Origin of the sequence: Burkholderia sp. COPS, from assembly GCF_019425585.1 — a bacterium.
Taxonomy (GTDB): Bacteria; Pseudomonadota; Gammaproteobacteria; order Burkholderiales; family Burkholderiaceae; genus Burkholderia; species Burkholderia cepacia.
In genome coordinates this window covers 92,712-119,275 of record NZ_WIXR01000027.1, presented here as the reverse complement: position 1 = coordinate 119,275, position 26,564 = coordinate 92,712, and the positions used below count along the sequence as shown (strand labels likewise).

23 protein-coding genes are annotated in these 26,564 nt (G+C 68.1%); 7 read left to right on the top strand and 16 right to left on the bottom strand.

Annotated features, from left to right (window positions below):
* The first annotated feature begins 66 nt into the window (after positions 1-66).
* Positions 67-951, top strand: a complete 885-nt coding sequence (gene galU, locus FOZ70_RS24075; RefSeq protein ID WP_021162362.1) for a UTP--glucose-1-phosphate uridylyltransferase GalU — start codon at positions 67-69, stop codon at positions 949-951.
* A gap of 60 nt (positions 952-1,011) precedes the next feature.
* On the opposite strand, the gene FOZ70_RS24070 is transcribed toward galU, so the two are convergent.
* The 7 genes from FOZ70_RS24070 to FOZ70_RS24040 form a co-directional block, all read right to left on the bottom strand.
* On the bottom strand, positions 1,012-1,626 hold the full coding sequence (locus FOZ70_RS24070) for a DUF4136 domain-containing protein (RefSeq protein ID WP_059497797.1): 615 nt from the start codon (positions 1,624-1,626) through the stop codon (positions 1,012-1,014).
* Between the two features lie 37 nt (positions 1,627-1,663).
* Positions 1,664-4,051 carry a CHASE2 domain-containing protein gene (locus FOZ70_RS24065; protein WP_059497799.1) on the bottom strand — a complete coding sequence of 796 codons (2,388 nt, stop codon included), beginning with the start codon at positions 4,049-4,051 and terminating at the stop codon, positions 1,664-1,666.
* A gap of 10 nt (positions 4,052-4,061) precedes the next feature.
* The gene (locus FOZ70_RS24060; protein ID WP_060231611.1) at positions 4,062-5,423 is read right to left on the bottom strand and encodes a FecR domain-containing protein; all 1,362 of its coding nucleotides are present in this window, start codon (positions 5,421-5,423) and stop codon (positions 4,062-4,064) included.
* Positions 5,420-6,124, bottom strand: coding sequence for a response regulator transcription factor (locus tag FOZ70_RS24055; RefSeq protein WP_006490421.1), 705 nt, complete (start codon positions 6,122-6,124; stop codon positions 5,420-5,422). The genes FOZ70_RS24060 and FOZ70_RS24055 overlap by 4 nt, the downstream gene beginning before the upstream one ends.
* A 269-nt stretch (positions 6,125-6,393) precedes the next feature.
* Positions 6,394-6,816: a hypothetical protein gene (locus FOZ70_RS24050; protein WP_021162366.1), complete on the bottom strand. Its 423-nt coding sequence runs from the start codon at positions 6,814-6,816 to the stop codon at positions 6,394-6,396.
* A 200-nt stretch (positions 6,817-7,016) separates the two neighbouring features.
* Positions 7,017-7,244 carry a sulfurtransferase TusA family protein gene (locus FOZ70_RS24045; RefSeq protein ID WP_006402122.1) on the bottom strand — a complete coding sequence of 76 codons (228 nt, stop codon included), beginning with the start codon at positions 7,242-7,244 and terminating at the stop codon, positions 7,017-7,019.
* A 117-nt stretch (positions 7,245-7,361) separates the two neighbouring features.
* Positions 7,362-8,297 (bottom strand): LysR family transcriptional regulator, encoded by a 936-nt coding sequence (locus tag FOZ70_RS24040; protein WP_048025561.1) that lies wholly within the window; start codon positions 8,295-8,297, stop codon positions 7,362-7,364.
* A 113-nt stretch (positions 8,298-8,410) separates the two neighbouring features.
* Between FOZ70_RS24040 and FOZ70_RS24035 the strand changes: the two genes are divergently transcribed.
* The gene (locus tag FOZ70_RS24035; protein ID WP_219706938.1) at positions 8,411-9,931 is read left to right on the top strand and encodes a CoA-acylating methylmalonate-semialdehyde dehydrogenase; all 1,521 of its coding nucleotides are present in this window, start codon (positions 8,411-8,413) and stop codon (positions 9,929-9,931) included.
* A 65-nt stretch (positions 9,932-9,996) separates the two neighbouring features.
* Here the strand turns inward: FOZ70_RS24035 and FOZ70_RS24030 are convergent, their stop codons facing one another.
* The 8 genes from FOZ70_RS24030 to FOZ70_RS23995 all read right to left on the bottom strand — a co-directional run bounded on the left by FOZ70_RS24030 (position 9,997) and on the right by FOZ70_RS23995 (position 19,077).
* The gene (locus tag FOZ70_RS24030; protein WP_021162369.1) at positions 9,997-10,881 is read right to left on the bottom strand and encodes a MurR/RpiR family transcriptional regulator; all 885 of its coding nucleotides are present in this window, start codon (positions 10,879-10,881) and stop codon (positions 9,997-9,999) included.
* A 330-nt stretch (positions 10,882-11,211) separates the two neighbouring features.
* Positions 11,212-12,384: a Gfo/Idh/MocA family oxidoreductase gene (locus FOZ70_RS24025; RefSeq protein ID WP_021162370.1), complete on the bottom strand. Its 1,173-nt coding sequence runs from the start codon at positions 12,382-12,384 to the stop codon at positions 11,212-11,214.
* A 56-nt stretch (positions 12,385-12,440) separates the two neighbouring features.
* Entirely contained in the window at positions 12,441-13,367 is a 927-nt protein-coding gene (locus tag FOZ70_RS24020) for a TIM barrel protein (RefSeq protein ID WP_059620631.1), read from the bottom strand.
* An 18-nt stretch (positions 13,368-13,385) separates the two neighbouring features.
* Complete coding sequence (locus tag FOZ70_RS24015; protein WP_021162372.1) at positions 13,386-14,399, bottom strand: Gfo/Idh/MocA family oxidoreductase; 1,014 nt, start codon at positions 14,397-14,399, stop codon at positions 13,386-13,388.
* A 59-nt stretch (positions 14,400-14,458) separates the two neighbouring features.
* The gene (locus FOZ70_RS24010) at positions 14,459-15,370 is read right to left on the bottom strand and encodes a sugar phosphate isomerase/epimerase (RefSeq protein WP_021162373.1); all 912 of its coding nucleotides are present in this window, start codon (positions 15,368-15,370) and stop codon (positions 14,459-14,461) included.
* A 75-nt stretch (positions 15,371-15,445) separates the two neighbouring features.
* Positions 15,446-16,471 carry an ABC transporter permease gene (locus tag FOZ70_RS24005; protein WP_021162374.1) on the bottom strand — a complete coding sequence of 342 codons (1,026 nt, stop codon included), beginning with the start codon at positions 16,469-16,471 and terminating at the stop codon, positions 15,446-15,448.
* Between the two features lie 27 nt (positions 16,472-16,498).
* Positions 16,499-18,082, bottom strand: coding sequence for a sugar ABC transporter ATP-binding protein (locus FOZ70_RS24000; protein WP_060377746.1), 1,584 nt, complete (start codon positions 18,080-18,082; stop codon positions 16,499-16,501).
* Between the two features lie 68 nt (positions 18,083-18,150).
* Positions 18,151-19,077, bottom strand: a complete 927-nt coding sequence (locus FOZ70_RS23995) for a sugar ABC transporter substrate-binding protein (protein ID WP_027787741.1) — start codon at positions 19,075-19,077, stop codon at positions 18,151-18,153.
* Positions 19,078-19,393: 316 nt separating this feature from the next.
* On the opposite strand from FOZ70_RS23995, the gene iolC reads away from it, so the two are divergent.
* From iolC to FOZ70_RS23970, 5 genes are all read left to right on the top strand, one after another.
* Positions 19,394-21,352: a 5-dehydro-2-deoxygluconokinase gene (gene iolC, locus FOZ70_RS23990; protein ID WP_219706936.1), complete on the top strand. Its 1,959-nt coding sequence runs from the start codon at positions 19,394-19,396 to the stop codon at positions 21,350-21,352.
* Positions 21,353-21,422: 70 nt separating this feature from the next.
* Positions 21,423-23,306, top strand: coding sequence for a 3D-(3,5/4)-trihydroxycyclohexane-1,2-dione acylhydrolase (decyclizing) (gene iolD, locus FOZ70_RS23985; RefSeq protein WP_219706934.1), 1,884 nt, complete (start codon positions 21,423-21,425; stop codon positions 23,304-23,306).
* Between the two features lie 62 nt (positions 23,307-23,368).
* The gene (gene iolE / locus FOZ70_RS23980; protein WP_059812388.1) at positions 23,369-24,298 is read left to right on the top strand and encodes a myo-inosose-2 dehydratase; all 930 of its coding nucleotides are present in this window, start codon (positions 23,369-23,371) and stop codon (positions 24,296-24,298) included.
* A gap of 43 nt (positions 24,299-24,341) precedes the next feature.
* Entirely contained in the window at positions 24,342-25,160 is an 819-nt protein-coding gene (gene iolB, locus FOZ70_RS23975) for a 5-deoxy-glucuronate isomerase (RefSeq protein WP_219706932.1), read from the top strand.
* An 82-nt stretch (positions 25,161-25,242) separates the two neighbouring features.
* Positions 25,243-25,737, top strand: coding sequence for a heme-degrading domain-containing protein (locus tag FOZ70_RS23970; RefSeq protein WP_059863489.1), 495 nt, complete (start codon positions 25,243-25,245; stop codon positions 25,735-25,737).
* A 52-nt stretch (positions 25,738-25,789) separates the two neighbouring features.
* Here FOZ70_RS23970 and FOZ70_RS23965 read toward each other — a convergent pair whose 3' ends face one another.
* Positions 25,790-26,536 (bottom strand): glucose 1-dehydrogenase, encoded by a 747-nt coding sequence (locus FOZ70_RS23965; protein WP_021162382.1) that lies wholly within the window; start codon positions 26,534-26,536, stop codon positions 25,790-25,792.
* Between the last annotated feature and the right edge of the window lie 28 nt (positions 26,537-26,564).

Genomic DNA, 26,564 nt, shown 5'->3' with positions numbered 1-26,564 from the left:
TTCACTATAATGCGGGCGTGAACATAAACCGTCTGACAAGTCGATTACAGAAATAAAGGTTCGATCATGTTGAAAGTCACCAAGGCGGTATTCCCAGTTGCCGGCCTCGGCACGCGCTTCCTGCCGGCAACGAAGGCAAGCCCGAAGGAAATGCTGCCGGTCGTCGACAAGCCGCTGATCCAGTACGCGGTCGAGGAAGCGATCGCCGCCGGCATTACCGAGATGATCTTCGTCACCGGGCGCAGCAAGCGCGCGATCGAGGACCACTTCGACAAGTCGTACGAAATCGAGGCCGAACTCGAGGCGCGCGGCAAGGAGAAGCTGCTCGAGCTCGTGCGCAGCATCAAGCCGAGCCATGTCGACTGCTTCTACGTGCGCCAGCCGGAAGCGCTCGGCCTCGGCCATGCGGTGCTGTGCGCGGAAAAGCTCGTGGCGGACAACCCGTTCGCGGTGATCCTCGCCGACGACCTGCTCGACGGCAACCCGCCCGTGATGAAACAGATGGTCGACGTGTTCGACCACTATCACAGCTCGGTGATCGGCGTCGAAGAGATCCCGCCGTCGGAGACGAAGTCGTACGGGATCGTCGACGGCAAGGAGTGGGAAGAGTCGATCGTCAAGATGTCGGCGATCATCGAAAAGCCGGCGCCGGAAGTCGCGCCGTCGAACCTCGGCGTGGTCGGGCGCTACATCCTGAAGCCGAGGATCTTCGAGCACCTGCGCGCGCTGAAGCCCGGCGCGGGCGGCGAACTGCAGCTCACCGACGCGATCCAGGCACTGCTCGCCGATGAACAGGTGCTGGCCTACAAGTACCAGGGCACGCGCTACGACTGCGGCAGCAAGCTCGGCTACCTGAAGGCGACGGTCGAATTCGCGCTGCGCCACGCGGAAGTCGGTGCGGAATTCGACGCGTACCTGCGCTCGCGCGACGGCGCACACCCGGCCGACTGAACGCGGCAAGGGCACAAGGGCTCACTCCGGCGAGCCCGCCCTCACCTCACCGGCCGGCGCTCAGCGCGCTTCGGCCGGCTTCACCGAGACGACGCCCGGCATCCCGCCCGCGTCGTCTTTTTTCGTCTTGACGAGCCAGCCGTTGCCCGCGCCGAACGGCATCTTCGCGAGCGCGCTCTTCACGAGCGCCGGCGCGGCCTGCTGCGTGCCCGGCTCGCGATCGCGCAGCGACGCCGTCACGCGATAGACGTCGGCCCCCGACTTCGCGTCGACGAACCGCAGCGTCAGCACGTGACGGTATACCTTCCCGGCGAACGGCAGCGCGAGCGGCGACGGCCCGTCGACGGTCACGCATGCGCTGCTCGCCGCACCGCACTGGTCGGCGACGGCCGCGACCGCCGTCGGCTGCGTCGCGTAGGCGACCGACAGCCGGTAGCGCGCGTCCTTGAGCGGTTTCGCATCGAAGCCGCGGTGCGCGAGTTCGTCGCGCACGAGCGTCTCGATCTGCCGGTATTCGGCATCGTTGGCCTGCGCGGCCGTCCGCACGAAATCGTAGCCGTGTGCATCGGATGCGAACGCGTTCGGCTGCCCGACCGCACTCACGCCGCTCGTCACGCCGGCGCAACCCGTCAACAGCGACGCCGCCAGCGCGGCCGCTGCCCATTCCTTTCTCATGGCTTTCCCCAAATGCCTGCCGTCGTGCCCGGCCCTGTCAGGCGGACGGCTCGTCGATCGCGGGCAGCGACACCGTCACCGCGGTGCCGACACCCACCTCGCTGTCGACCGACACGCTGCCCCCATGGCGCGTGACGACCGTCTTCACGAATGCCATGCCGAGCCCGGAGCCCGAGATTTCGGGCCGCTCGCCGGCATGGAACCGCTTGAAACGCTCGAACAGATGCCGCTGATCTTCCGGCGCAATGCCGTACCCCTGATCGCGAATCGTACAGAACATCCGCTTCGACGCGTGCTCGACCGCCAGCGTACACGTGATCACGGTATCGGACGGACTGTATTTGACCGCATTGTTCAGCAGGTTCACGAACGCGCGCGTGATCAGCGAGCGGTCCGCGCGCACCCAGCACATGTCGGTGCCGACGTCGGTATCGACGCGGATGTGCTTTGCCTGCGCCTGCGGCCACACCTCGTCGCTGGCATCGATCAGCACGTCGACGAGGCTCGTCACTTCGAGCTGGTACACCTGCGACTCCGCACGCGCCAGCTGCACGAACTCGTCGGCCAGCGACAGCGCGCGGTGCGCATAACGCTCGATCCGCGCGAGCAGCCCGCGCATCGCATCGGTTTCGGCGCGGTCGCGCTCGATTTCGACGAGCGCGAGAATCGACGACTGCGGCGAGCGCATGTCGTGCGACAGCAGGTGCAGCGCTTCCTCGCGCTGCCGCTCGGCCGCATGCAGTTCGGTCACGTCGACGAGACCGGCGATCCAGCCCGTCACGCGGCCCTGCGCGTTCGTGCAGGCCGCGTAGCGTAGCAGATGGTCGAGCCCGTCGCGATCGCGCACCTCGATGCCGCGCGCCATCGCGTCGTGCTCGGCCTCGAGCGTCGGGTCGAGCACGGCCGGCCAGTGCTCGCGGATCGCCGAATCGTGTTCGGCGTTACCGTCGACGGTCTTCATGAACGTCAGCTCGCCGAGCGCGGTGCGCAGCGGCCGCCCTTCCGGCAGCGGCAGCGACAGGCGCGACCCGTAGCGCTTGGCCGCATGGTTCGCAATCAGCACGGTGCCGGCCAGGTCGGTCACGAAGATCGGCTCGGGCATGCTGTCGAGGCTGTCCCACACGAAGCGCTTCATGTCCTGCACGCGCTGCGCGGCTTGCGCCATCAGCGCCATCTGCCGCTCGAGCACGTCGCCGCCGACGCTGCGCGTGCGCGGCGCCTCGGGCAACAGGTGCGGCTCGTCGGCAAGCCGCTGCAGTTCGCGGCGCAGGTACGACATCGTCATTTCCAGGCGCCGCCAGTTCCAGATCGGGTAGACGGCGACCAGCCCGAAGATCGCGGGCGCCGGCGACAGCCAGATGCGCGCCTCGAACAGCAGCGCCATGCTCGCGACGACGGCGAGCCCGGCAAGGCTCAGCGTGAGCAGCAGCGCGCGCCACGGCGACAGCATCAGGAAGCCGCCCAGCAGCACGGCGAGCGGCAGCAGCGACGCGGCGAACAGCCCGGTGCGCGACGCGGGCGAGATCGCGCTGCCGGTCGCCAGCATGTCGAGCACGTTGGCATGGATGTACACACCGGCGAGCGGCCCGAACTCGCCGGACACGGGCGTCGCGAAGCGGTCGTACAGCCCCGACGCCGTCACGCCGACGACGACGATCTTGCCGCGCAGCGCGTCGGGTTTCACGCGCCCTTCGAGCACGTCGTCGAACGACAGCGTCGGATACGCGGGCGTGTTGCGGCTGAACGGGATCAGGTAGCGGCCCTCGCCCGCCGCATCGCGCGACAGGTCGTGCGCGTTCCCGCCCGGCACGCCGCCGACCGGATGCAGCCGGCCGCCCTGGATCGCGCGATACACGGGCACCATCAGTTGCGGCCAGCGCACGCGGCCGTCGCTTTCGAACAGTGCGACGCTGCGGACGATACCGTCGCGGTCGACTTCGAGGTTGATGTGGCCGAGCCCGACCGCGCGCGCCGCGAGCGCGGCCACCGGCGGATCGACCGCGCGCGTGCCGTCCGCCTGTTCGGGGCTCAGCAGCACGGGCAGGAAGGTCGGCACGCGGCTCATCGCGTCCGCGAACGCGCGATCCTCCGCGGACGGCTCGGTAAACAGCACGTCGTAGACGACGGCAGCCGGCTGCGCGCGCGCCAGCGTGTCGAGCAGCCGCGCGTGCACGTCGCGCGACCACGGCCAGCGGCCGAGCGCGGACACGCTCTGGTTGTCGATGTCGACGACCACCACGTCGGGCGACAGCGGCAGGCTGCGCAGCATCAGCAGCCGGTCGTAAATCAGGCCATCGACGCTCGTCGACAGGCGGCCGAGCGCGCACGCGAGGATCACCGCGATCCCGAGGCAGCCGATCGCGATCCATTCGATCAGGAAGCGGCGGCCGAGGCGCCGCCGCGGGGAAACGGAGTCGGGTTTCATGCGCCGCGGATCAGCGCGACAGCGTGAACGCGCTGACCGGACTGGTCTTCTCGTAGAACTTGCCGCCCTCGAATTCCTCGACGGTCACGGCCCAGAAATAGTCGCCCGGCGGCAGGTGCGCGACGGTGATCTGGCGCGCATGCAGGCCGACCTGGTCGACGACCGGTGCGCTCAGGTCCTTCGAGCGCGACAGCACGAACCGGTAGCGCGCATCCTTGCCCGAACCGTTCGGCGACCAGCGGAACTCGTAGCCGCCGGCGCCGGGCGACGCGCTCGCGTCGAGCCCCATCACGCGGCGCTCGAACGCATACGTGCGCGGCCGGCCCTCGAGGCCGTTCGCGTCGATCGCGGCGACCCGCACGAAGTAGTTTCCGTTCGGCACGTCGTGAAAGACCGCCCGCGGAGAATCGGTGCGCGTTTCGCGGAACAGGTCGAGCAACCCGGCGTCGTGCGCGAGCTGCAAGCGGTAGGCATGCGCGTCGGCGAGCGGCGCGACGTCGAATGTGACGTCGGGCTCGTCCTGCACCTTGTCGGGATGCGCGAGCGCCGGCGCGGGCAGCAGCTCGACGGGTGCACCGACCGCGCCGGACGATGTCGCGACGCTGCCGAAATTCGCATGCACGAGCGTCGGACCGGCCGGCTGCCGATCGCCCGCGACGCCGACGGTACCGTCGAGCACTTCGACGCGCGTCGACGCGCTACCGGCCGCGTCGTAATTCACGCGAAAGTGCGTACCGCGCACGCCGGCCACGACCGACGGCGAACGGATCTGGAAGCGGTCGTCGCGTTTCTTCAGATGGGTGACCTCGCTGTCGACCGAGCCGCGCGTGAGTTCGAACTCACGATCGAGCGTGCCGGTCAGCACCGTGCGGCGCAGCGCCTTCAGGTCGAGCTGGCTGTCGGGCGGCAGGCTCATGTGCGTGCCGTCGGCAAGCTCGAGCGTCACGAAGCCGTTCGGGCCCGTGCGCACGCGATCGCCCTCGGCAAGCGTCGCATCGTTCGCGAGCGGCGCGTAAGCGTCGCCGGACGCGCGTTCGGCCGTTCCCTGTACCGCGATGACGCGCGCGGTCAGTTTTTCCTTGCGCAGGCGCGCCACCGGCAGCTTCAGCGCGATGCCGGGCTGCAGGTGTTTCGGCGCGGGTACGCCGTTGATCTGCTGAAGCAGTTGCCAGTCGTCCGCGCCCTGCAGGTAGCGCGCGGCGACGTCGTACAGCGTATCGCCCGCCTGCGTGCGGTAGACGACCATCTTGCCCGCCGCGGCTGGCGGCTGCGCGGCCGCATGCTGCGCGGCGAACGCAAACGCGACCGCGCAGGACACACGCAGCACCACCGTCCGCAGGTTCGCCGTGTGCTGCGTGATTCCCGTGGTCACTCCGGTTCTCCCTGGCCGACCCGCTCGAGCCGGTAGCCGTAGCCGTAGATCGGCGCGAGGCGATAGCCGTTTTCGGGCCGCAGGCCGAGCTTGGTGCGCAGCATCGAGATGTGCGTATCCATCGTGCGCGACGGGATGTCGGTCGCCTGCTTCCACACGAGATCGAGAATGTGCGCGCGCGACAGCGGCCGGTCGAGGTGCTGGAACAGCAGCAGCGCGAGCTCGAATTCCTTCTGCGTGAGACTCACGGCCTTGTCGCCGACGTAGGCCTGCTTCAGGTTCACGTCGAAACGGAATTGATCGAATTCGCGAACGGTTGCCTCGGCGTTGACCGGATACGCGCGGCGCAGCAACGAGCCGATGCGCGCACGCAGGATCGGGCCCGACACGGGCTTGACCACGTAATCGTCGGCGCCGGCGTTGAGGATCTGCGTGATCCCCGCCTCGTCGTCACGGCTCGTCATGAAGATGATCGGCAGGCTGTGCTCGGTCTGATTCGCACGCACCCACTTCAGCACTTCCTCGCCGGACATGTCGGGCACGTTCCAGTCGAGCACCAGCAGATCGAAGGTCTCGCGCTGCAGGCGCTTCTTCAGGGCCTTGCCTTCCTTGAACGCATAGCACGTATGGCCGACGGCCGTCAGCGTTTGACTGACGAAATCCGTCTGGGCCGGATCGTCATCCAGTACAGCAATTCTCATAGCACCCCGCAAATCGAAATCGATTCGTCCAGTTCAGCTCGCCGCCCCCACCCCGGCCGCGCAGCACATGCGCGGCTTCCGGATACCGGCCGGCGAGCCGTCGTTCGCCGCTCGCGCCACCTGCGCAAACCGGCGACCCCGGCTAAATATCTCAAAAACGGGGCACGGACGAACCGGCGATTTCATCATAGTAGTATGAAATTCGCCAATAAATTGCGCGGACTACCGTCTTTTCTTCGAATAATGCTTCCCGTCGCGCAATCGGGCGCCTAGTCGACGCCTGCGATGCCGGCCACCGGCTCGGCAACATCGTCGGCCGGCACGTGCGGCGGCAGCGGTTCCGAATGCGCCGGTTGTACAAGCATCCGCTGCAGCTGGCCGCGCACGCGCTCCCACGCGGCGGCCGCGTAATCCGGCTGGCTCGCCGCCCACGCCTGCGCCAGATCGAACACGCGCTCGATCGTCGCACCGCAGTAGGTCAGGCCCGAGCCGTCGTCCAGCGCGGCGTCGCGCAGCCGTTCGTCGAGCCACTCGGCCAGCCACGGCATCTCGGCCGCGGCCGAATCCGCATAGGCTTCCAGCGCCGCACGCGCGTGACGATCCTGCTGCGGATCGAGCTCGATACGGCTCAGTCCCGATACGCTGCGTTCCGCTCCGGACGGACTTCGAATGGTCCCTGGTCTGAAGGACATGTCCTCTCCCCGTTGTACGACGGTAGCGTCAGGCATGGCCCCCGTGCCCGCCGTAAGACGTACCGTGGCCGGCGCATCCGCTGGGAGCGGACGACCGGCCGGGTCAGTATACGCAGCCGGTCACGAAGCGAGGTTTAAGAATTGTCAGAAAAGCGCGGCCTGGCTGGCGCCAGGCGCGGCCGGCAGCATGACGCCGGCCTTCAGCGGCGGCGCATCAGGAACACGAAGGTCTTGTCCTGCGTCGTCGATTCGACGATCTCGTTGCCCGTCTGCTTGGCGAACGCGGCGAAATCGCGCTGCGAACCCGGATCGGTCGCGAGCACCTTGAGGATTTGCCCGCTTTCCATATCGGCGAGCGCTTTCTTGGCACGCAGGATCGGCAACGGGCAATTGAGCCCGCGCGCGTCCACTTCCTTGTGAATCTGCATCGGCTGTCGACCTTCGAATGTCGCGCCACACGCGGCGCGGGAAGAAGCCGCGATTTTACCGCAGCGCCGCAGCGCCTGCCCGGGCAGGCCAGGGCCCGGCCCTCGCGGGCACCGGGTTCACGCGCCGGAGAAGCCGCCCGCGAGCCGTTCCCGCAGGTGCCGCACGAGCGCGCGCACCGCGCTCGGCACGACCGGGCTGTACGGGCGGATCGCGAAGATGTGGTCGCCGAACGCCCCCGACGGCCGCCAGCCGTCGAGTAGCGCGACGAGCCGGCCGGCGTCGAGATCGCGCTGCGCGCTGAAGTCCGGCAGCAGCGCGATGCCGAGCCCGCCGAGCGCGGCTTCGCGCATCGCCTCGCTGTTGTTCGCCGCGAAACTGCCGCGCACCGGCACGCTCACGCGCTCGCGCCGCCGGCCGTCCGGCTCGAAGCTCCACGCGGCCGGCTCGTGCTCGCGCAGGTAGCACAGGCAGCTGTGCTCGACGAGTTCGCTCGGGTGCCTCGGCGCGCCGCGCGCGTCGAGGTAGTCGCGGCTCGCGACGAGCAGCGAACGCGTGTCGCACAGCTTCCACGCGACGTGGGTCTGCGGCGCTGTGGTCGTATGGCGGATCGCGAGGTCGAAACCCTCCTGCGTCAGCGAATGCAGCCGGTCCGACAGGTCGAGTTCGATATGCACGCCCGGATGCCGCCGCAGGAAATCGGGCAGGTGCGGCACGACCTGCTGGCGCCCGAGCGCGACCGGCACCGTCACGCGCAGCAGGCCGCGCGGCTCCCCGGCCAGGTCCTTCACGCGCGCGAAGTGCTGCCCGATCGACTCGAACGCGTCGCGCGTGCTGTCGACGAGCGTCTGGCCCGCGTCGGTGAGCCGCACGCTGCGCGTCGTGCGCCGCACGAGCGGCACGCCGGCCGCTTTTTCGAGATCGGCGATGCGCTGGCTCATCGCGGCCTTGCTGATGCCGAGCCGCTGCGCGGCGGCCGTGAAACTGCCCGCCGCGGCCAGCACCGTCAGCGAATGGATATGCGGCCAGAGCGCCTGGACATTTTGCTGATTCATCCGCCGATTATTCAGAATTCTGAACAGTGAATCAAGCTGCGCGGCCTTCTCCCACCCGGCGCGTTTGCCTAGACTGGGTGCCGTCCACCCTACCCGATCCCTCAGGAGACACGATGAATACGGTTCCCGCGTACACCTCCGACGCCGACGTCGGCCACTATGTCGACGGCGCGCCCGTCTCCGGCCGCAGCGGCCGCTTCCAGGACGTGCTCAATCCGGCGCTCGGCCGCGCGGTGCGCCGCGTCGCGCTCGCCGACGACAGCGAAGTGCAGCAGGCCGTCGCGTCGGCCCATGCCGCGTTCCCCGAGTGGGCGGCGACGCCGCCGATCCGCCGCGCGCGCGTCCTGCATCGCTTCCTGCAACTGATGAACGAGCACCGCGACGCACTCGCGGCGATCATCACGGCCGAGCACGGCAAGGTGTTCTCCGACGCGCAGGGCGAAGTCGCCCGCGGCATCGACATCATCGAATTCGCGTGCGGGGTGCCGCAGCTCCTGAAAGGCGACTTCACCGACCAGGTCAGCACCGGCATCGACAACTGGACGATGCGCCAGCCGCTCGGCGTCGTCGCGGGCATCACGCCGTTCAACTTCCCGTGCATGGTGCCGTGCTGGATGTTCCCGGTCGCGATCGCGACGGGCAACACGTTCGTGCTGAAGCCGAGCGAGCGCGACCCGTCGGCGGCCCTGTTCATCGCCGACCTGCTCACGCAGGCCGGGTTGCCGGCCGGCGTGTTCAACGTCGTCCAGGGCGACAAGGGAGCGGTCGACGCGCTGCTCGACCACCCGGACGTGCAGGCCGTCAGCTTCGTCGGCTCGACCCCGATCGCGGCCTACGTGCAGCAACGCGCGGTGCAGTCGGGCAAGCGCGTGCAGGCCCTCGGCGGCGCGAAGAACCATCTGGTCGTAATGCCCGATGCGAACCTCGAACAGGCCGTCGACGCGCTGATCGGCGCCGCGTACGGCTCGGCCGGCGAACGCTGCATGGCGATCAGCGTCGCGGTGCTGGTCGGCGACGTCGCGGACAAGATCGTGCCGCTGGTGGCCGAGCGCGCCCGCAAGCTCGTGATCGGCGACGGGATGTCGCCGGAAGTCGAGATGGGCCCGATCGTCACCGGCGATGCACTCAAGCGCATCGAGGGCTATATCGAGCAAGGCGTGAACGAAGGCGCGCAACTGGTGGTCGACGGCCGCGGGCTGCGCGTGCCGGGCCGCGAGGCAGGCTTCTTCACCGGCGGCACGCTGTTCGATCACGTGACCCCCGACATGCGCATCTACAAGGAAGAAATCTTCGGGCCCGTGCTCGGCTGCGTGCGCGTGAAGGACTTCGGCGAGGCGGTCGACCTGATCAACGCACACGAGTTCGGCAACGGCGTGTCGTGCTTCACGAGCGACGGCGGCATCGCGCGCGAATTCGCGCGGCGCATCCAGGTCGGGATGGTCGGCATCAACGTGCCGATTCCGGTGCCGATGGCGTGGCATGGCTTCGGCGGCTGGAAGAAGAGCCTGTTCGGCGACATGCACGCCTACGGCGAGGAAGGCGTGCGCTTCTACACGCGCCAGAAGTCGGTGATGCAGCGCTGGTCGTCGAGCATCGGCAAGGGTGCCGAATTCGCGATGCCGACCGCGAAGTAATTGCCTGAAGGCACGCCGGGTGCCGGGTGCCGGCCGCTCTCGCGGCCGGCACCCGGCAGGCGGCGTCAGCCGGCCTTCGTGCCGTGCGCGCCGTCGGCGGTCGGCAGGTACGACAGTTCGAGCCGATACGCGAGTGCGACGAACAGGCTCTGCGCGAGACCCATCGTGGCCGTCAGCGCGCGGAAGCCGAACGTCTCGCTGTCCTGCACCATCAGCGTCACCTCGGCCTCCCGTGCAAGCGGGCTCATCCGGCTGTCGGTGATCGCGATCAGCCGCGCGCCGCGTTGCACGGCCTGCTGTGCGACCTGCACGGTTTCCTCCGCATACGGCATGAACGAGATGACGATCATCACGTCGCCCTCGCGCACCGACCGGATCTGCCCGAGATGCATGCTGCCCAGCGCGCTGAACAGCCCGATGCGCTTGTCGGTGTGCTGCAGCGCGTAGTCGAGATACACGGCGATCGGAAACGCGCGCCGCGAGCCCGCGATCCAGATCGCCTGGGTTTCGGCGAGCAGGTCGACGGCCTGCGCGAGCGCCTGCGAATCGAGCGTCTGCCGCAGCTGCTGCATGCCGGCAATGCTGCCCTTGATGAACTCGTCGGCGATCTGTTCGGGCTGCAGGCTCGACGAGCCCGACTCGATCACGTCGCGCAGCCGCAGGTTGTACGCGCGCCCCGGCGCGATCTGCTGCGCGAGCCCTTCGCGGAACAGCCGCTGCATCTCGGAGAAGCCGGAAAAGCCGAAATGCTTCGCGAAGCGCACGACGGCCGACGGCTGGACGCCGCACGCCTCCGCGAGCGACTGGATGCCTTCCAGGCCAAGCTGGTCCCGATGCGTTTCCACGTGGCGCGCAATCACCTTCAGGCGATTGCTGAGGCCGTCGTACTCCTGCGTCAGGTGCTGCAGGAACTGCTCGACGGTGGCGGGAGGTTTCTCGGATGAACTCATCGGATAGCGCGAAGTTGACGGCCCCGATGCGCGCGCGACACTGACGGACGCGGCCCGGGGCTCACCTGAACACATGCATGAAGGGCGAATTTAATCACGTTTGCGGCGCGGCCCGCGCCACGTGCTCGCTCCCACGCGCTCGATCATCACTTGCCTACGCTCCACGGCGATACTGGAAGCGATTGTCCAACGCTCTCGCGGCGTCGTAAAGATTAGGGCGTCTACCAAGCCGCCATCGGGGTGAAGCGGCGAGCAACGGAAAAAGCGGCAAAGGCGGCAGAAGCAGCAGAAGCGGAAACATGCGGCAAGCAGCCTGCCCGCGCCGCCGGTTCAGCGATAGTCGATCCACACGCCGCCCGCATCGGCGGAGCGCACGCAGTTCTCCACCCAGCGCACGCCTTCCACGCCCGCATGGACATCCGGAAAACGAATGTTCTTCAACGCCGCGGCGTCGCCGCGGTCGGCCGCATCCATCGCGAGCGCGAAGCGCGCATAGAGATTCGACCAGGCCTCGAACAGCCCCTCCGGATGCCCGGCACCGATGCGATCTTCGCGCAATGCGTGCGGATGCAGATAACCCATCCCGCGATCGAGCACCTGGGCGGGCTGCCCCTGCACTTCGTAGCGCAACTGGTTCGGATGCTCGTCCCACCATTCGACGCTCGCCTTCGCGCCGATCACCCTCACCTTCTGGCCGTGCATCGAGCCCGCGTTCACCGCGCTCGACCACACGTACCCGACCGCGCCCGTGTCGTACTCCATGATCGTGAACGCGTTGTCCTCGAGCGGCGCGCGGCTCTTCACGAAGCTCTGCCGCGAGCACATCAGCCGCCGGATCTTCAGCTCGGGCGCCATCACTTCGGAGATGTACAGCGGATGCGTGCCGATGTCGCCGAGCACGTAGCTCGGGCCCGCGAACTTCGGGTCGACGCGCCAGCGCGCGGCCGCGCTCGCGGCCTCGACGCCCTCGCTGTGGAACCCGTGTGCGAACTGCATCTGCACGATGCGGATCTCGCCGAGATCGCCGCGCGCGATCATCTCGCGCGCCTGTTCGATCATCTGGTGTCCGGAATAACCGTATGCGACGCCGACGATCCGGTTCTTCTCGACCGACAGCCGCTGCAGCGCCTCGGCCTCCTCGGTCGTGAAGCACAGCGGCTTCTCGCAGACCACGTGCAGCCCCGCGTTCAGCGCGGCGCGGCAGATCTCGAAGTGCGTGTTGTTCGGCGTCGCGATCGACACCGCGCGGATGCCGTCCGGGCGGCGCGCCTCGGCGTCGAACATCGTCGCGTAGTCGGGATAACAGCGCTCGGCGGCGACGCCGAGCTTCACGCCGAACTGGCGGCCGCGTTCGGGATCGATGTCGAACGCGCCGGCGACCAGCTGGAAGCTGCCGTCGCGCAACGCGGCCGACCGGTGGCTGTAGCCGATCTGGCTGCCGAGCCCGCCGCCGACCATGCCCCAGCGAATCGAATGTCCAAGCAGAATCTGTCCGTCAATCATGATGGTGGTGTTCCTGGTCCGTGTTCAGGGGGTTCGGGGGTGCAACGCGCGATGCATCATGCGAAGCCGGCCGACGCGAGAAACGCGCGGCTCGCGGCGACGTCGCGCAGGCTCGTGCCGGCGTTGCGCGGGTCGCGCTCCTGTTCGATCGTGATGTACCCGGCGTAGCCGATGTCGTCGAGCGCGTGGCGGATCGACCGGTAGTCGAGCACGCCGGTGCCGATCGGGCACATCACGCCGCGCGCGCACGCGGCGAAGAACGCGATGTGCTCGCCCATCACCGCGTCGTACACGGCCGCGTCGATGTCCTTGAAGTGCACATAGTCGAGGCGCGCCGCATGGCGGCGCAGCCAGGTTTCCGGGTCCATGCCCGAGTAATGCAGGTGGCCGGTATCCAGACAGAGGCCGGCCGTGTCGGCCGGAATGTCGGCGACGATCCGGTCGATCTCGTCCGCGAATTCGATGTAGCCGCCCGCATGCGGATGGATCACCGCGCGCACGCCGAATTCGTCGCGCGCGATCGTCGCGATCTGCCGGATATGGTCGACCATCCGCGCCCAGTGCTCGCCGGACAGCCGCGGCGCGCGATCGCCGTGGCCGGCCGCGTAGTCGCGTTCTTCATGCCCCCAGTCGATCACGACCAGGTACGGCGCCGCGTAGCGCTGGCCGTCCTGCGTCGGCAGTTTCGGCAGCCGCGTGATCAGCGCGCAGATGTCGCGCGTCTGGCGCAGCAGGTTCGGCAGGTTCTCCGGCGCCACGAGATCGTCGAAGATCGTACCGGCGGTGATGCTCAGGCGTTGCCGCTCGAGCTCGGCGCTCACCACGTCGAGTTCGAGCGGGATGTAGCCGTACGGCCCGAGCTCGATGCCCGAGTAGCCGGCCTGCGCGGCTTCGGCGAGCACCTGCCGCCACGGCGGCAGGTGCGGGTTCTTCACGTCGTCGACACCCCAGCAGCAGGGCGCGCAGCCAATCTTCATCGTCATGTCGGTCTCTCCGGCGGGTCAGCCGCGATAGAACGCGGGGCGTTCGGCCATCGCGATCGATTCGACCGCCCCGCTCTTTTGCGCCCGCACGCATGCGTCGGCCGCGACCGCCGCCGCGTAACCGTCCCAGGCCGACGGCCCGGTGAGCGCGTGCGCGCGCACGCCGTCGATGAACGCCTGCAGCTCGACGTCGTACGATGCGATGAAACGCTCCTTCCAGTCGGTCATGATCTCGACCGACTGCCGCGCCGCATGCTTGAGCCCCACCGCCGGCGGATCGGGCAGCTTCGCGATGCCCTGCTCGCCGACCACCTCGCACTGGATGTCGTAGCCGTACTGGCAGTTCACGAAGATCTCGACGTCGATCCGCACGCCGCTCGCGGTTTCCAGCAACACGATCTGCGGATCGGCGAGATGCGACGATGCATGGCGCGTCTTCTTCGGATAGACGACCTGCGTGCTCACGTAGTCCTCGCCGAGCAGCCAGCGCAGCACGTCGAGTTCGTGAATCAGCGTGTCGGTGATCGCCATGTCGGTCGTGTAGCGCTCGCCGACCGACTGGTTGCGGTGCGCGCAATGCAGCATCAAGGGCGCGCCGATCTCGCCGCTGTCGATCACGCGCTTGAGCGCGCGATAACCTTCGTCGTACGGACGCATGAAGCCGACCTGCACGAGCCGCTTGCCGTGCGCGACTTCCGCTTCGACGATCCGCATGCAGCCTTCCGCCGTGACGGCGAGCGGCTTCTCGCAGAATACGGGCTTGCCGTGCGCGATCGCGTCGAGCACGAACGCTTCGTGCGTCGGGCCCCACGACGTGACGAGCACGGCCTGCACGTCCGCGGCCGCGACCACCTCGTGGCCGTCGGCGTAGATCTCGGCATCGAGCCCGTACTTCGTCACCGCGTCGCGCGCCTGCTGCGGATCGATGTCGTTGACGGCCACGACACGCGCGCCGGACAGCGTGCGGGTCAGTCTGCGGATGTGGTCCTGGCCGATCGCGCCGCAGCCGATCACGCCGATTTGCAAGGTCATCTAACAGTCTCCAGTCGTTCATCTGCGGTGCGACACCCGCCGCACCGGTCGGCAATAGGTCAGCGCGCGGTGCGATCGAAAAAACGATCGACGTAGCGCCGGATCGTCTCGCGCATGTAGCGCGACGACGCTTCCGCGCGGTCCTCCCACGCGAACACGCACGACGACATCACGCCGTCGAAGCCTGCCGCGCCGAGCGCGCGAAAGAACACGTCCCAGTCGATCTCGCCCTGCCCGATGTCGAGATGCTGGTGCACGCGGATCTGGTTCGAACCGGGCGGGTTCACGATGTAGCGCAGCTGGCTGCTCTTGCGGTGGTCGAAGGTGTCGGCCACGCGCACGTGCGCGAGGATCGGCGCGGCCTGCGCGATCATCGCGGCCATGTCGTCGCCGTAGTAGAACGTGTGCGGCGCGATGTACGACAGCTTCAGCGACGGCGAGCCGATGTTCGTGACGATGTCGATCGCCGGCTGCAGCTGTTCGATCCAGTCCTCCGGATGCGGCTCGACCGACAGCACGATGCGTTCGCGCTCGAGGATCGGCAGCAGCTCGTCCATCGAACGGAACCACGCGGCTTCGCACAGCTCCTTCGGGTTCGCGCCCGGCCGTTCGCCGACCGAGCGCTCGGGCGACGCGCCGCGCCCGAACTCCGACACCATCAGCGCGCACTCCATCTCGACCGCCACCTCGATCGCCTTCTTCCAGCAGCGCACGGCCCATAACCGCTCGTCCTCGAACGGGCTCGCCCAGCGGTACATCGGCTGCAGCGACGCGAGGCCGACGCCGCTTGCGCGCATCGCCTGCCGGAAAGCGGCCATCCGCTCGCGCGTCGCGCGCGGCATCACCCACCAGTCGAGAAAGTCGCTGCGCGGCGACAGCTCGATCTGGTCGTAGCCGAGCTCGGCCACCGCGTGCGGCAGGCGGTCGAGCGGCAGGTGGCGAATCATGTAGGGGTCCAGCGCGATCTTCATCGAAAATCCTCGGCGACAGTGGGTTACGGACGAACGCGGCGGCACGTGCCGCCCTCGTCCGGCGATGCACGACGGTCAGCGGCGCTTCTTCTTGTTGCGGTACTGGTCGGCGATCACGGCCGCGACGATGATCGCGCCCTTGACCATCTCCTGGTAATACGCGTCGATGCGGATGAACGTGAAGCCCGACGTCATCACGCCGAGGATCAGCACGCCGATCACGGTGCCCGTCACGCGGCCGAGCCCGCCCGACAGCGACGTGCCGCCGATCACGACGGCCGCGATCGCATCGAGTTCGTACATCACGCCCATGCCCGACTGGCCCGAGATCGCGCGCGCGGCGGTCACGGTGCCGGCGATCCCGCTCAGCAGGCCCGCGATCGCGTAGACGAAGATCAGGTGGCGCGTAACGTTGATGCCCGACACGACGGCCGCGTGACGGTTCGCGCCGATCGCGTAGGTGTACTTGCCGAAGCGCGTGTAGCGCAGCACGACGTGGAAGATCGCGGCGATCACGAGGAAGATGATCACCGGATTGGCGCCGGCGCCGATGGCCGCGAACTGGTCGGTCAGCATCGACACGGGCATCCCGTTGGTGAACCACTTCGCGAACCCGCGCGCGGCCACCATCGTGCCGAGCGTCGCGATGAACGGCGGGATGCCGGTCATCGCGATCAGCGAGCCGTTCAGCAGGCCGACCAGCAGCCCGACGCACACGCCGGCCAGCACGGGCCAGATGATCGGCAGGTCGGTCAGGTGCGGGAACACCGCGCGCGGGAAGTCGGACACCTGCGCGAGGCTTGCCGACACGACCGCCGCGGCGGCCACGACCGAGCCCGACGACAGGTCGATCCCGCTGGTGATGATCACGAGGTTCACGCCGACCGCGATGATGCCGATCACGGCCATCTGCAGCACGATGATCTCGAGCCGCTCGGTATTGAACAGGAAGCTCTGGCCGACGACGATCCAGCCGACGATCTCGAAGAACAGGCTGATGCCGACGAGCACGAGGAAGATGCTCAGTTCGGGCGGCCACTTCATGTGCCGCGCCTTGATCGTCATGGTCTGCGCATCCGCAGCCGGGTTCAGGTTGCCCATTTCGTTTGTCTCCAGTCTTGTTTCGGCTCAGCGCGACGCGAGATCCATGATGCGGACCTGGTCGGCGTCCTTGCGATCGACGATGCCGGTCATGCGCCCTTCGTGCATCACCATCACGCGATCGCTCATTCCCAGCACTTCCGGCATTTCCGACGAGATCATCAGCACCGCGACGCCCTTGCCGGCGAGCGCGCTGACGAGCCGGTGAATCTCGGCCTTCGCGCCGACGTCGATGCCGCGCGTCGGTTCGTCGAGGATCAGGATGCGCGGCTGCGTGAGCAGCCACCGGCCGATCAGCACCTTCTGCTGGTTGCCGCCCGACAGGTTCTGGATCTCCTCGTGCAGCCCGGGCGACTTCACGCGCAGCATCCGGCTCATTTCCTCGCAGTCGCGCTTCAGCTGCGCCTGCCGCACGAAATTGAACTTCACGTAGCGGTTGCTGAGCACCGCCGCTTCCATGTTCGCGAGCAGGTCGAGATTCAGGAAGCAGCCGGTGTCCTTGCGATCCTCGGTGAGGAAGGCCATCCCGTGCTTCATCGCCTGCGCGGGTGTCGCGATCCGCACCGACTTGCCGTCGATCCGGATCTCGCCCGACGTGGCCGGCACGACGCCGAACAGCGCCTCCGCGACGTTCGAGCGCCCCGAGCCGACGAGGCCGGCCACGCCGAGGATCTCGCCCGCGCGCAGCTCGAAGCTCACGTCGCGGAACACGCCGTCGACGCCGAGGTTCTTCACCGACAGCACGACGTCGCCGATCGGCACCTCCTCCTTCGGGAACATCTGCGTGATCTCGCGCCCGACCATCATGCGGATGATGTCGTCGCGCGTGACGTCGCTCGACGCATGCGTGCCGATGTACTTGCCGTCGCGGAACACCGAGAACTCGTCGGCGATCTCGAACAGCTCGTTCATCTTGTGCGTGATGTAGACGATGCCCTTGCCCTGCTCGCGCAGCTGGCGAATGATCCGGAACAGGTGCGTGACTTCCTTGTCGGTCAGCGCGGAAGTCGGCTCGTCCATGATCAGCACGTCCGAGTCGAACGACACCGCCTTCGCGATCTCGACCATCTGGCGGCTCGCGACCGTCAGCGTGCGCACGTCGGTTTCCGGATCGATGTCGATCGACAGCCGCTCGAACAGCGCGGCCGTCTGGCGGCGCAGCGCCGCGTGATCGATCAGGCCGAAGCGGTTCTTCGGTTCGCGGCGGATCCAGATGTTCTCCGCGACCGTCATGTACGGCATCAGGTTGAGTTCCTGGTGAATCATCGCGATGCCGCGATCGAGCGCATCGAGCGGGCCGTTCAGCACGACCGGCTCGCCGTTGATCAGGATTTCGCCCTCGTCGGGCGTGTAGACGCCCGCGATGATCTTCATCAGCGTCGACTTGCCCGCGCCGTTCTCGCCCATCAGTGCATGGACGGTGCCGCGACGCACGCGGAACTGCACGCCGTCGAGCGCGACGACGCCCGGAAAGGACTTGCCGACACCGCGCACCTCGAGCACGCAGTCGGCCGCGGAAGAAGCCGGCGGGGCCGACGCGCCGGACAAACCCGACGCACCGGCCGACGCATCGTCGCCGGCCATCGGGCGCGCGATCCTGGCTGTAAACATGGACGTTCCTCGACGAGTCGCGCGCGTGCCCGGTCATACCGGGCACACGCAGTTCAACGGATCACCGGTCAGTGCTTCGCGTACTGGCTCATGTTCTCGGGCGTCACGAGCTCGAACGGCACGTTCACGTAGCGGTCGACGGGCTGCTTCTTCGCGAGCTTGAGCGCGGCCGCGACGGCCTGCTGCCCCTGCCCGGACGCGTTCTGGTACACCGACACCTTCAGCTCGCCGCTCTTCATCGAGGCGAGCCCGTCGGGCGTCGCGTCGATGCCGGCGACGATCGTCTTCGGCGTCCACTTGCGCGCGGCTTTCAGCGCATTGATCGCGCCGATCGCCATCTCGTCGTTGTTGGAGATGATCGCGTCGTACTTCGTGCCCGAGCTCAGCCAGTTCATCGTGATGTCCTGGCCCTGCGTGCGGCTCCACTTTCCCTCGCGCTTGTCGACGATCTTCATGCCCGCGCAATCCTTCGTCGCGATCACGTCCTCGATGTCTTTCGTGCGGGCGCGCGCCGATTCGTTGGACAGCTCGCCCATCAGCACGAGGAGGTCGCCCTTGCCGCCGAGCAGCTTGCACACCTGGCGCGCCTGCAGCGTGCCCGACTGCTTCTCGTCGGACGCGACGACCGCGACGCCGGCCGGCAGCTTGTCGAAATCGACCGGCTTGCGGTTCACGTAGACGAGCGGGATCTTCGCGGCCGTCACCATCTTCGTGATCTTCGGCGTCGCGTCGGTATCGACCGCGTTCACGATGATCGCGTCGACCTTCTGCGCAATCATGTTCTGGACCTGGCTCAACTGCTTGCCGACGTCGTTGCCGCCGTCCTCGATCTGTACCGTCGCGCCGTCCTTCTTCGCCGAATCGGCGATGCTGTTGCGCAGGATGGTCAGGAACGTGTCGTCGAACGACGCCATCGTCACGCCGATCTTCTCGGCATGCGCGAGCGGCGCAGCCAGGATCGCGGCGGCCGCGACGGCCATCAGCTTGGTCTTCATGATCAATCTGTCTCCTCATCTCCGGGGGGCGGAAGACGGCGCGTTGCGCGCCGCCGGGCCGAGTCCGATCGAATCCGATACGGACTGAAGCATCCGGATGAAACTGTAGATCACTTCCTCGAAAATTTGGAAATTTATTTCTACGTGATTTCACCTAGGGAACTGGATTTCCAAAAAGTCTAGACTGCGTCCGTAGCCCGATTCCTGGCGGCAGGCAGTCCCGCGTCGTGCAATACACGGTGCGGACGGTCGCGACCGGATCGGCCCCCTAATCCGCCGGCATTGCCGAACGCCGGCCGCGAGCGTGACACGTGATATGAGCCTGCTGAACTTTCCGAGTGACCGCCCCATCGATCTCGCCTGCCTCGGCCGCGTGGCCGTGGATCTCTATGCGCAGCAGTACGGCAGCCGCCTCGAAGACGCGCGCAGCTTCCAGATGTACCTCGGCGGCTCGTCCGGCAACGTCGCGTTCGGCGTGGCGCGGCTCGGGCTGAAGACCGCGATGATCTCGCGCGTCGGCGACGAGCAGATGGGCCGCTTCCTGCGCGAGACGCTCGAGCGCGAAGGCTGCGACACGAGCCAGCTGCAGACCGACCGCGAACGCCTCACCGCGCTGGTGCTGCTCGGGCTGAAGGATCGCGACACGTTCCCGCTGCTGTTCGTGCGCGAGAACTGCGCGGACATGGCCGTGCGCGCCGACGAGATCAGCGAGGACTTCATCGCCGGCTGCCGGGCGCTCGCGATCACCGGCACGCATCTGTCGACGCCGGGCACGCGCGAGGCGTCGCTGACCGCGCTCGGTTATGCGCGCCGCCATGGCGTCGTGCGGGTTCTCGACATCGACTACCGGCCCGTGCTGTGGGGCCTGACCGCGCGCGGCGCGGGCGAGAACCGCTACGTGCCGGACGCGCAGGTGACGCGTCAGCTGCAGCAGGTGCTCGGCGAATTCGACCTGCTGGTCGGCACCGAGGAGGAATTCCTGATCGCGGGCGGCGTGCCGCACGACCTGATCGGGTCGTTGCAGGCAGTGCGCGCCATCACGAACGCGACGCTGGTCGTCAAGCGCGGCGCGCTCGGCTGCTGCGTGATCGAAGGCGACATTCCCGCCCGCATCGACGATGCGCCGACCTTCCTCGGCGAACGCGTCGAGGTGCTCAACGTGCTCGGCGCGGGCGACGCGTTCCTGTCGGGCCTGCTGTCGGGGCTGCTGCGCGGCCGCGACTGGGCCGAGTCGACGCGCATCGCGAACGCGTGCGGCGCGATCGTCGTATCGCGCCACGCGTGCTCCGCGGCGATGCCGACGCCGGCCGAGCTTGCGCACTGGTTCGACGGCAGCCGCAATCCGGTGGTCGATGCCGATCACACGCTCGCGCACCTGCATCGCGTGACGGTGCCGCGCCGCGAATGGGACGACCTGTGCGTGATGGCGTTCGATCATCGCAGCCAGTTCTACGAACTCGCGGTGCAGGCCGGCGCCGACGAAGCGCGGATCAGGACGCTCAAGCGCCTGCTCGTGCGCGCGGTCGAGCAGGTCGAGCGCGATCGTCATATCGAAGGCCATGTCGGGGTGCTGATCGACGGCGGCGGCTACGGCAGCGACGCGCTGGCGTCGGCCACGGGGCGCGGCTGGTGGGTCGGCCGCCCGGTCGAGCTGCCGGGCTCGCGGCCGCTGCGCTTCGACGAAACGCGCTCGGTCGGCTCGTCGCTCACGCACTGGCCGACCGAACAGGTCGTGAAGTGCCTCGTTCACTACCATCCGGACGACCAGGTCGACCTGCGCGTCGAACAGGAGCAGCGCGTGCTGGAACTGTGGGAAGCCACGCGCGCCAGCGGCAACGAACTGCTGCTCGAAATGATTCCGCCGCGCGCGGTCACGCCGGCCGGCACCGAGGACGACGCGGTGCTGCGCACGATCGCGCGCTTCTACAACCTCGGCGTGAAACCCGAATGGTGGAAACTCACGCCGCTGAGCGCCGACGGCTGGGCACGGCTCGCCGCGCTGATCGCCGAGCGCGACCCGCACTGCCGTGGCGCGGTGATCCTCGGGCTGAACCAGCCGCTGCAATACCTCGTCGACAGCTTCCGCTCGGCGACCAACCCGATCGTCAAGGGTTTCATGGTCGGGCGCACGCTGTGGGCCGATGCGTCGCTGAACTGGTTCGCCGGCCGGATCGACGACCAGGCGCTGATCGATGAAGTGGCCGGCAACTTCGCGCAGCTCGTGGATGCGTGGCTCGGCCGCCGTGCGGCGGCCGCCCGCGCCGCCGCGGCGTGACGTGACGTGACGTGACGCAACACGAAGCGACGCCCGCGATGATCCACCCGAATCCTCTTCACCGACCGACATGACCTCTACCGTAAGACTGACCGTCAGCCAGGCGCTCGTGCGCTACCTGGCCGCCCTGCGCGCCGAAGTCGTCCAGCCCGACGGCCGCGTCGAGATCCTGCCCTACTGCGGCGGCGTGTTCGCGATCTTCGGCCACGGCAACGTGGCCGGGCTCGGCGAGGCGCTGCACGCTGAAAAAGACCGGCTGCCGACGTTCCGCGCGCACAACGAGCAAGGGATGGCGAACGCGGCGGTCGCGTTCGCGAAAGCGAACTTCCGCCAGCGGATGATGGCCGCGACGTCGAGCATCGGCCCGGGCGCGACCAACATGCTGACCTCCGCCGCGCTCGCGCACGTCGGCCGCCTGCCGCTGCTGCTGCTGCCCGGCGACGTGTTCGTGTCGCGCCTGCCCGACCCCGTGCTGCAGCAGGTCGAGGATTTCGAACAGGGCGACGTCAGCGCGAACGACTGCTTCCGGCCGGTGACACGCTACTTCGACCGGATCACGTCGCCCGAGCAGTTGCTCGTCGCGCTGCCGCGTGCGATCCAGGTGATGACCGACCCCGCGCAGTGCGGCCCCGTGTGCCTCGCGTTGCCGCAGGACGTGCAGACCTTCGCGTACGACTGGCCCGAGGATTTCTTCGCGCCGCCGGTGATCCGGATGCGCCGGCCGCCGGCCGACGCGCTCGAGCTCGCCGATGCGCTCGACGTGCTGAAGGCCGCGAAGAAGCCGCTGATCGTCGCGGGTGGCGGCGTGCTGTACAGCCAGGCGTGGGACGCGCTACGTGCGTTCGCCGATACGCATGGCGTGCCGGTCGCGGAATCGCAGGCCGGCAAGGGCAGCCTCGCGTGGGACCACCCGCTGAACCTCGGCTCGATCGGCGTGACGGGCTCGCCCGCCGCGAACCGCGCGGCCGCGCAGGCCGACGTGGTGTTCGCGGTCGGCACGCGGCTGCAGGATTTCACGACCGGCTCGCATGCGCTCTACGGCAACGCGACGCTGCTGAGCCTGAACGTGCAGCCGTTCGACGCGGGCAAGAAACGCGGCCGGCAACTCGTCGCCGACGCGCGCACGGGCCTCGGCCAGTTGTCGGCCGCGCTGGCCGGCTGGCACGCCGATCCGGCATGGACGGCCGGCAACCGCGACCAGGCCGTCGCATGGAACGCGCGCGTGACCGAACTCACGACGCACGTGCCGAACGACACGCTGCCCTACGACGCGGAAGTGATCGGCGCGGTGCGCGACTCCGCGGCCGACGCGGGGCGCGACAGCGCGCGCGACGACCTCGTGGTGTGCGCGGCCGGCACGCTGCCGGCCGAACTGCACAAGCTGTGGCGCAGCGGCGTGCCGGGCAACTATCACATGGACTACGCGTACTCGTGCATGGGCTACGAGGTCGCGGGCGGCCTCGGCGCGAAGCTCGCGCGGCCCGAGCGCGAAGTGATCGTGATCGTCGGCGACGGCTCGTACATGATGCTCAACGCGGAACTCGCGACGTCGGTGATGCTCGGCCGCAAGATCGTCGTCGTGATCCTCGACAACCGCGGCTACGGCTGCATCGAGCGGCTGCAACTGAACTGCGGCGGCGCGAGCTTCAACAACATGCTCGACGACTGCGTGCCCGAAGGCGGCGCACGCTCGACGATCGACTTCGCGATGCACGCGCGCGCGATGGGTGCCGACGCCGTGCACGTGCGCGACATCGGCGAGCTGCGCAGCGAAATGAAGCGCGCCCGCGCGGCGAAGACGAGCCAGGTGCTCGTGATCGACACCACGCACAAGCGCACGACCGATGACGGCGGCGCATGGTGGGAAGTCGCCGTGCCGCAGGTGTCCGAACGCGCCGGCGTCGAGGATGCGCACCGCGCGTATCTCGACGCGAAGACCCGGCAGCGGCGCTGACGGCGCACGCTGCTCCACGCACCCTCCCCGCGAAAAACACATTCGAACCAAGGAAGCCCGTCATGAGCTGGAACGTCCGCATCGGTATCAATCCCCTGTCGTGGATGAACGACGACCTGCCGTCGCTCGGTGGCGAGACGCCGCTCGAAACGGCGCTGAAGGAAGGCGCCGAAATCGGCTATGCGGGCTTCGAGCTCGGCAACAAGTTCCCGAAGACGGGCCCCGAGCTGAAGGCGAAACTTGCCGGGTTCGGGCTCGTGTGCGTGTCGGGCTGGTATTCGGGTTTCCTCGCGGAAGTCGCGCCGGGCATGAGCGACGCCGATGCGGTCGCCGCGGAAATCGAGCGCTGCCGCGCGCACATGACGAAGCTGCAATACAACGACGTGAACGTGGTCGTGTACGGCGAATGCGCGGGCACGATCCAGGGCAACATCGACACGCCGGTCGCGAAGCGGCCGCGCTTCGTCGACGAAGACGCATGGCGGCGCTACGCGGCCCGCCTCGACGCATTCGGCGCGCATCTGCTCGACACGTACGGCATCAAGCTCGCCTACCATCACCACATGGGCGCATACGTCGAATCGCCCGACGACGTCGACCGGCTGATGGCGCTGACCGATCCGGCGAAGGTGTTCCTGCTGTTCGATACCGGCCACGCGTATTTCGGCGGCGCGGCCGACCCGGTGACGCTGTTGAAGAAACACGTATCGCGCGTGGTCCACGTGCATTGCAAGGACGTGCGGCCGCAGGTCGTCACGCAGGCGCGCAACAGCGGCTGGAGCTTCCTGAGCGGCGTGATCAACGGCACCTTCACGGTGCCCGGCGACGGCGCGCTCGACTACGAGGCGACGCTGCGCACGCTGAAGGATGCCGGCTACGAAGGCTGGCTCGTCGTCGAGGCCGAGCAGGATCCGGCCGTCGCGCCGAGTTATGCGTATGCGAAGAAGGGCTACGAATCACTGCGCGCGATCGTCGACCGGTTGAGCGCGTGAGCCCCGTCACCCCCGCTGTCACCCCATTGCGGAGCCCCACCCCATGACGATTTCTCCCCTGCTGGTCAAAGCCTCTGCCGACCGCGAAATCTGCAACGTCACGCCGGAATCGGCCGGCTGGAAGCATGTCGGCTTTCGCGCGCTGCGCCTGAAAGCCAGCGACACCGAAACGCTCGACACGGGCACGCGGGAACTGTGCGTCGTCGTGCTCACGGGCACGGTGCGCGCGGAGGTCGACGGCACGACCCACGATGCGCTCGGCAAGCGCGACAGCGTATTCGAGGACGTATCGCCCGATGCGCTGTACGTGCCGGGCGGCAAGACGGTCACGCTGGTCGCGACGCGCGATGCGGAAATCGCGCTGTGCACCGCGCCGTATGCGAGCGGCGACAAACCCGTGCAACGCCTCGACGGCGAACGGATGCGCCGCTCGGTACGCGGGCAAGGCACCAATACGCGTTACGTGTGCGACATCCTGATGGGCGACAACCCGGCGGCCGAGCGCCTCCTCGTCGTCGAGGTCGTCACGCCGGCCAGCCATTCGAGCAGCTATCCGCCGCACAAGCACGACCGCGATGCGGCGCCCGACGAAACCTCGCTCGAGGAAACCTACTACCACCGGATCGATCCGCCGCAGGGTTTCGCGTTCCAGCGCGTGTACACGGACGACCGCAGCCTCGACGAAGCGTGCGCGGTCGAGAACCACGACGTCGTGATGGTGCCGCGCGGCTACCATCCGGTGGTCGCGCCGCACGGCTACAACCTGTACTACCTGAACGTGATGGCCGGACCGAGCCGCGCGTGGGCGTTCAGGAATGACCCCGCGCACGAATGGATGCTCGACGCGGCGCCGAAGCGCTGAATGGAAAACGGGCCCGCGCGCGGCCCGTGACGATGCGATGCCCGGCACGCGCACCCAGAGCCGGGAACGCCACGGAGCCGCCATGGTGACGACCCTCTTTCGCCTCGATCCCCACCCGTTCGACGACGACGCGTCGAACCCGGCGCTGCCGCGCTTCGATGCGGCGCTTGCCCGCCGGATGGGCGAGATCGCGGTCAACCTCGCGTTGCGCCGCGGGCTGCCGATCGCGGTGAGCATCGTCGGCGAGCAGGCGCCGCTGTTCTACTGCGCGCTCGACGGCAGCCACGCGAACGACAGTCACGCGATCCGCCGGCGACAGAACACGGTGTTGCGCTTCGGCCTCAGCTCACTCGCGGTCGGCGAGCGCTTTCGTCGCGCCGGCTGGTCGCTGCAGTCGCAGGGCCTGTCGGATGACGACTATGCGCTCGACGGCGGCGGCGTGCCGTTGCGTGTTGCCGGGGCCGGCATCGTCGGCGCGATGACGATCGCGGGGCTCGACTCGGAACACAATCACGCGCTCGTCGTCGAGAGCCTGCAGTGGCACGTCGGGCGTTACGCGCTCGCGCCGCACGCGTAACGACAACGGCGGCACGACCGGCGCAAGCGCGCCGATGCACCGCCCCGCACGATCAGTTCAACCCGCCGCTCACGACGAGATGCTCGCCGGTCATCCAGCGTGCATCGTCCGACGCGAGGAACACGGCCACCGACGCGATGTCGTCCGGCTCGCCGAGACGGCCGAGCGGCGTCTCGCTGCGCACCTGCTTGTCGAGATCCGAACCGATGATGCCCGCGCTGTGCGTGCCCTCGGTCACGATCATCCCCGGGTTGATCGCGTTCACGCGAATCTTGCGCGGGCCGAGTTCGAGCGCGAGCACGCCGGTGATCGCGTCGACCGCGCCCTTGGTGCCGCTGTAGACGGCGCTGGCGGGCGGCGTGATGCTGGTCACCACCGAGCTGATGTTGATGATGCTCGCGCCTTCGCCGAGATGCTTGACGGCTGCCTGCGTCGTCAGCAGCACGCCGAACACGTTCGTGTCGAATTGACGGCGATAGTGCTCTTCGGTGATCGCCTCGATCGGCGCGAATTCGTACACGCCGGAATTGTTGACGAGCACGTCGAGACGGCCGTACGTGTCGATCGCCGTGTCGACGATGCGCTGCGCGTCGGCTGCCTTCGACACGTCGCCGCCCACCGCGACCGCGCGGCCGCCCGCTTCGACGATCGCGCCGACGACCGCGTCGGCACCCGCCTTGCTGCTCGCATAGTTGACGACGACCGACGCGCCTTCGGCGGCCAGTGCCTTCGCGATTGCCGCGCCGATGCCCTTCGATCCGCCCGTGACGATCGCGACCTTGCCTGCCAGCTTGCTCATGATTTCATTCCTCAGTCAGAAGACCTTC

Excerpts from the sequence above, each read along its gene's own strand:
- FOZ70_RS24040 (WP_048025561.1), bottom strand. The coding sequence starts at position 8,297 with ATGAATCAGCAAAATGTCCAGGCGCTCTGGCCGCATATCCATTCGCTG.
- FOZ70_RS24025 (WP_021162370.1), bottom strand. The coding sequence starts at position 12,384 with ATGATTGACGGACAGATTCTGCTTGGACATTCGATTCGCTGGGGCATG.
- FOZ70_RS24055 (WP_006490421.1), bottom strand. The coding sequence starts at position 6,124 with ATGAGAATTGCTGTACTGGATGACGATCCGGCCCAGACGGATTTCGTC.
- FOZ70_RS24065 (WP_059497799.1), bottom strand. The coding sequence starts at position 4,051 with ATGAAACCCGACTCCGTTTCCCCGCGGCGGCGCCTCGGCCGCCGCTTC.
- FOZ70_RS23970 (WP_059863489.1), top strand. The coding sequence starts at position 25,243 with ATGGTGACGACCCTCTTTCGCCTCGATCCCCACCCGTTCGACGACGAC.
- FOZ70_RS24015 (WP_021162372.1), bottom strand. The coding sequence starts at position 14,399 with ATGACCTTGCAAATCGGCGTGATCGGCTGCGGCGCGATCGGCCAGGAC.
- iolD (WP_219706934.1), top strand. The coding sequence starts at position 21,423 with ATGACCTCTACCGTAAGACTGACCGTCAGCCAGGCGCTCGTGCGCTAC.
- iolC (WP_219706936.1), top strand. The coding sequence starts at position 19,394 with ATGAGCCTGCTGAACTTTCCGAGTGACCGCCCCATCGATCTCGCCTGC.
- FOZ70_RS24070 (WP_059497797.1), bottom strand. The coding sequence starts at position 1,626 with ATGAGAAAGGAATGGGCAGCGGCCGCGCTGGCGGCGTCGCTGTTGACG.
- FOZ70_RS23965 (WP_021162382.1), bottom strand. The coding sequence starts at position 26,536 with ATGAGCAAGCTGGCAGGCAAGGTCGCGATCGTCACGGGCGGATCGAAG.
- FOZ70_RS24045 (WP_006402122.1), bottom strand. The coding sequence starts at position 7,244 with ATGCAGATTCACAAGGAAGTGGACGCGCGCGGGCTCAATTGCCCGTTG.
- FOZ70_RS24005 (WP_021162374.1), bottom strand. The coding sequence starts at position 16,471 with ATGGGCAACCTGAACCCGGCTGCGGATGCGCAGACCATGACGATCAAG.
- iolE (WP_059812388.1), top strand. The coding sequence starts at position 23,369 with ATGAGCTGGAACGTCCGCATCGGTATCAATCCCCTGTCGTGGATGAAC.
- FOZ70_RS24050 (WP_021162366.1), bottom strand. The coding sequence starts at position 6,816 with ATGTCCTTCAGACCAGGGACCATTCGAAGTCCGTCCGGAGCGGAACGC.
- FOZ70_RS24010 (WP_021162373.1), bottom strand. The coding sequence starts at position 15,370 with ATGAAGATCGCGCTGGACCCCTACATGATTCGCCACCTGCCGCTCGAC.
- iolB (WP_219706932.1), top strand. The coding sequence starts at position 24,342 with ATGACGATTTCTCCCCTGCTGGTCAAAGCCTCTGCCGACCGCGAAATC.
- galU (WP_021162362.1), top strand. The coding sequence starts at position 67 with ATGTTGAAAGTCACCAAGGCGGTATTCCCAGTTGCCGGCCTCGGCACG.
- FOZ70_RS24000 (WP_060377746.1), bottom strand. The coding sequence starts at position 18,082 with ATGTTTACAGCCAGGATCGCGCGCCCGATGGCCGGCGACGATGCGTCG.
- FOZ70_RS23995 (WP_027787741.1), bottom strand. The coding sequence starts at position 19,077 with ATGAAGACCAAGCTGATGGCCGTCGCGGCCGCCGCGATCCTGGCTGCG.
- FOZ70_RS24020 (WP_059620631.1), bottom strand. The coding sequence starts at position 13,367 with ATGACGATGAAGATTGGCTGCGCGCCCTGCTGCTGGGGTGTCGACGAC.
- FOZ70_RS24030 (WP_021162369.1), bottom strand. The coding sequence starts at position 10,881 with ATGAGTTCATCCGAGAAACCTCCCGCCACCGTCGAGCAGTTCCTGCAG.
- FOZ70_RS24035 (WP_219706938.1), top strand. The coding sequence starts at position 8,411 with ATGAATACGGTTCCCGCGTACACCTCCGACGCCGACGTCGGCCACTAT.